General features: G+C 56.5%; 1 protein-coding gene and 1 pseudogene. Both read right to left on the bottom strand.

The genetic code is table 11. The annotated features are described in order from the left end of the window. Positions 1–1,064: pseudogene (locus tag VKV29_RS06305) on the bottom strand (DNA-directed RNA polymerase subunit beta'); the annotation flags it as partial. Between the two features lie 119 nt (positions 1,065–1,183). Beyond that, on the bottom strand, positions 1,184–5,138 hold a 3,955-nt coding region (locus tag VKV29_RS06300), incomplete at its 5' end, for a DNA-directed RNA polymerase subunit beta (protein WP_324200457.1).

The raw sequence follows: 5,138 nt of genomic DNA, 5'->3' as shown, positions 1-5,138 counted from the left end.
CCGCCTTCCAGCATCACCATGGGGCGCAACTCCGGCGAGATAACGGGCACGGCCTCAATGATCATCCATTCGGGGCGGGTACGCGAGGCCAAGAAAGCCTCCACCAGCTCAAGGCGTTTTGTAGCACGCACGCGTTTTGGGCCTTGAGTGTTCTCCACCTCCTGCCGCAGCTCACGCTTAAGCTCTTCGAGGTCAATCCGTTGTAGCAACTCTTTTATGGCAGCGCCCCCTTGGCCGGCCCGCACCACATCGTACCAAGTATTGTCATTGAAGTGGCGGGCCAACACCTCTTGGAGGTTTTCCAGTGCGCGATATTGGTCTTCGGTAATCAGGTCACGGGGTTTTATCTTCTCCAGGGTAGCCAGGGCGTTGCGGAGGTCTTGAATGCGAAACTCCACATCCTCCTCATCATGACGCAGCCGTATCTCAAGATCGCTCCGTTTGCGCGCGATGATCTCTTCCGACCATCCTTCGGCGGCCACTTCTGGGTCCTCCGACATGGCTGCAGTGCGCCGACGTTGCACCTCGCGATTGAACTCCTGAATGCGCCTCTCTCGGGTTTCGGCCCCTTCTTGGCGGATTCTATCCTCCTCTGCGGCCACCACCGCACGAATTTCGCTGAGGTTTTCGGCGATCTGTACCTCGTCTACATCAATGACGATGTAGGCTTGGAAATAGAGCACGCGCTCTAGATGACGCGGGCTCATGTCGAGAATAAGCCCTAGGGGACTAGGCACCGCTTTGAGGTACCACACATGGCATACGGGCGCGGCCAACTCGATATGCCCCATGCGTTCACGGCGAACTTTGCTGCGCGTTACCTCAACACCGCAACGCTCACAGATAACCCCTTTGAACTTCATCTTTTTATAGCGGCCGCAGTGGCACTCCCAATCTTTCACCGGGCCGAAAATCCGTTCACAGAACAGGCCGTCCCGCTCCGGTTTAAAGGTGCGGTAGTTGATCGTCTCTGGCTTCTTAACCTCGCCGTACGACCAGGCGCGGATCTCTTCGGGAGAAGCTATCCCGATCTTTATTTTTGCAAACGTGCTGGCATCTGCCATAGGAAACGTTTCCTCCAGACCGTAACGATCAAAAACGTTGACGACAAAGAGTTCCGGCACGCCCTAGCCACAGGCCGGGGCATGGCCAGAACTCTCGTGCGTGCACTTGTAGCGATTTCTCAGATATCGTAATCATCACGCGGATGTTCGCGTAAGGCTCGTTGTTGACGCCGTGCGGCAGCTTTGGCCGGGTCTTCACCCGGATCGATGTCATCATCCCCCGCGTTGAGGTCAATCGGTTCGTCCTTATCGTTCAAAACGGTGACTTTTAGGCAGAGGCTTTGCAGTTCGTTCACCAGGATTTTGAACGATTCGGGCACGCCGGGTTCCAGGATGGTGTCGCCTTTCACGATGGCCTCGTAGGTTTTTACACGCCCCTGAATGTCGTCGGATTTGATGGTCAGAATCTCTTGCAGGGTATAGGCGGCGCCGTAGGCTTCGAGCGCCCACACCTCCATTTCGCCGAAGCGCTGCCCGCCGAACATGGCTTTGCCTCCAAGCGGCTGCTGTGTTACAAGAGAGTAAGGGCCTGTGGATCGGGCGTGAATCTTGTCGTCCACCAGGTGAGCGAGCTTCAGCATGTAGATCACGCCAACTGTTACCGGCATATCGAACGTTTCACCGGTAAGCCCATCGCGAACCCAGGATTTTCCGGTGTGTGGGTCAAACCCCACACGCGCCCGGCAGTTCTCTTCGATCTTTTGCACAATGGCCTCTACCACCTCTTCATGTGAGGCGGTGTTGGTATCGGCAGCGGCCAGCAGTTGCGAAAGCCGCTTTAAGTCCTCTTCCGACCTCTCCATGAGCGCCTCGCGCACAGGCTCTAGCAGGCGACGTATGTAAGCTTCGTAAAGGGCGCGGGCTTGCTCGGCCTGCTCTGGGGTGGCCTGGCCGTTCTGTAGGGCGGCGTCGTCGGGCAGCGGGTGCTGTTCGCGGTAGACCTTCACAAATTCGTTGAAAGGCTCTACCGAATCGAGCGACACATACAGGCGCAGTTCGCTGTTCAGATATTTCTGCAACCGCTCGCGCCAGAACTTAGCGCCGAGAATCTCCATCTGTTCGATGATTTCGCTCTCGGTCATGCCCTCGAAGGAGGGGTTAACAAAGCTACAGTTGAGGTGTTGGGCCACATAACCCAAATGGGTTTCGAGAATCTGGCCGATGTTCATACGCGAGGGCACGCCTAGCGGGTTCAGTACAATGTCTACAGGGGTGCCATCCGGTAGGAAGGGCATATCCTCCACAGGCAGTATCTTGGAGATGACTCCCTTGTTGCCGTGACGTCCGGCCATCTTATCGCCTTCCATAATTTTGCGTTTCTGGGCGACATAGACCCTCACCAGTATATTTACTCCCACGGGCAGCTCGTCTTGCGGAAGGCGCAGCAGCTCCCCATCTTGCGAGTCGCGCATGCCGGGTTCGGGTCGCTTACAGAAGTTGTAGACACGCCCATCACGCGCCCCCTGGTACTTATAGCGGCTGAACACCTTCACATCTATCACGCGCCCGCCGTTTCCATGAGGAACGCGCAGGCTTACATCACGGGTCTCTTCGGCCTTCTTGCCGAAAATGGCGATGATCAGGCGCTCTTCTGCCGTCAGTTCCCCTTGCCCTTTCGGCGCCACTTTGCCAACCAGGATATCGTCGGGGCGAACCTCGGCCCCCACACGAATGATGCCGTTCTCATCCAGGTCGCTTAGGGTATCCTCGCCCACGTTGGGGATGTCGCGGGTGATCTCTTCCGGCCCTAGTTTGGTGTCGCGCGCTTCGGTATCGAACTCTTCAATATGGATAGAGGTGTAGACATCGTCCTTCACCAAGCGCTCCGAAATGAGAATAGCATCTTCAAAGTTAAACCCGCCCCATGGCATAAAGGCCACCAGCACGTTTTGACCAAGGGCTAATTCGCCGTTTTCTACGCAGGGGCCATCGGTTAGCACCTGCCCTTGGCGCACATGTTGCCCCTTGCGCACAATGGGGCGTTGCGTGATGCAGGTGGAGTTATTGGAGCGCAGCATGTTAAGCAGATAGTAGCTGTCCACGCGCCCGTCGGGAGTTGTTACATCGATCTGCTCCGAAGTTACGCGCGTTACCACCCCGCTACGCCGAGCACGCACCACCGCACCCGAATCCAGGGCTGCTCGCCGCTCCATACCGGTTTTCACCAGCGGCGCCTGAGGACGAAGCGTCGGCACGGCCTGGCGCTGCATGTTGGCTCCCATCAAGGCGCGTGTGGCCTCGTTGTTCTCAATGAACGGAATGAGCGCGGTAGCGATGGAGACAAGCTGCACGGGGGCCACATCCATGTACTGCACCTGAGAGCGATGGACCGTGGGGTAGCCATCCTCGTAGCGTACCTGAACATACTCATCTCGAATCCGACCGTCTTCATCGAGGGGAATGTTGGCGGGTGCGATATAGTAGCGATGGTCTTGATCCGCCGTCATCCACACGATTTCGTCGGTAACCACCCCCTCTTTCACTTTGCGATAGGGCGTTTCCAAAAAGCCGAACTCATCCACGCGGGCATACACCGCCATAGAGCCGATGAGGCCGATGTTGGGGCCTTCGGGCGTCTCGATGGGGCAGATACGCCCGTAGTGGCTATGGTGGACGTCACGAACTTCCAGTTTCGCGTTTTGTCGCGACAGCCCCCCCTGCCCCAAAGCAGAAAGGCGCCTTTTGGAGACCAGTTCGGCCAAGGGGTTTGTCTGATCCATGAACTGTGAAAGCTGGGACGAACCAAAAAAGCTTTTAATGCTGGCGCTAATCGGTTTGGTGGCCATGACGAACTGAAGGTTGATGTTTTCGGAGGCGGTCATGCGCTCCTTCACCACCTTTTCCATGCGCTGGAAGCCAAGGCGCAACTGCGCACACAGTTGTTCGCCCACACTGCGGATGCGCTTGTTCTCAAGGTGATCAATATCATCCGTCGAGCCGACGCCAGCACTCAGATTGATGATGTAACGAAGGATGCCCACCAGGTCTTCCTTGGTGACGACACGGCACTTTAGGTCAACCTGGATACCGAGCTTTTTGTTCACCTTATAACGCCCAACACGGGCGAGGTCGTAGCGGCGCACATCATAGAACTGCGCCTGCAGCAAACTTTTTGCCGATTCGAGAGACACAGGGTCGCCGGGCTTTAGCTTACGATAGATTTCGATTAAGGCCTCTTCCGGCGTATTGGAGGTGTCTTGCTCCAGAGTGGCCTCCACATAGGGGTTGACCTCCAAAACCTCAATGGAGGGGAGCTTGAGATCGACAACCGCTTTGGCCACGGTTTTATCGGGGATGCGGTGGGTTGCCCGCACCAAAACTTTGCCTTTCTTATCCAAAATATCGGCAGCGGGACGACAGCCCACAAGCTGTTCAGGCGTGGGGTTCTCGATGACGGTTACCTTAGAGAAGGCGCGCACAATCTCCTCTGTGGAGCCGACCGGCGAGTACAGAGAGACAACGAAATCGGAGCCGAGCTTCTTCGCAAGAGACTGCAGTACCTCATAGGTAGCCGGGGCGTTCTCCTCCGCCAAAATCTCTCCGGCAACATGCACCACCTGCGCTTTGTAATGCTTAGAATCTATCGAGCGCTTTTGAGTGGTGTATTGGGCAATTTCACCGGTTGTTTTGTCCACCTGAGCCACAATGTCGGTTGGAGCTACCACCGGTTTGGCAAAGCGGGTTACGAAGAAATAGTCTTTTTCCGCCTCTTTTCCATCGGCGCCCTCTACCTGCTTATAGACCCAAAGGTTTTCCAATGCCTGGCCCAGCGTGAGCTGTATCGGCTCGTGGGCTTCTGGAAACACCTGCAGCGCCCGCAGCAGCATGGTAAGGGGAATGACTTTACGGGCCGACCCAACAATATGGGCCATGATCTGATGTTGTGGGTCGGTTTCGACCTCCAGCCAGTTCCCCTCTTGGGGAATAAGGCGCGCCCGAAAGAGCACCTGGCCGGAGAGATCGAGCCAGTCCTCAAAATAGACGCCTGGAGAGCGCGACAGTTGGCTTACCACCACGCGCTCCGCACCGTTGATGATAAAGGTGCCTTTATCGGTCATGAGCGGCAGATCGCCC

The sequence above is a fragment of the Chthonomonas sp. genome (assembly GCF_035294165.1).
GTDB lineage: Bacteria > Armatimonadota > Chthonomonadetes > Chthonomonadales > Chthonomonadaceae > Chthonomonas.
This window is presented reverse-complemented; position numbering and strand designations above follow the sequence as displayed.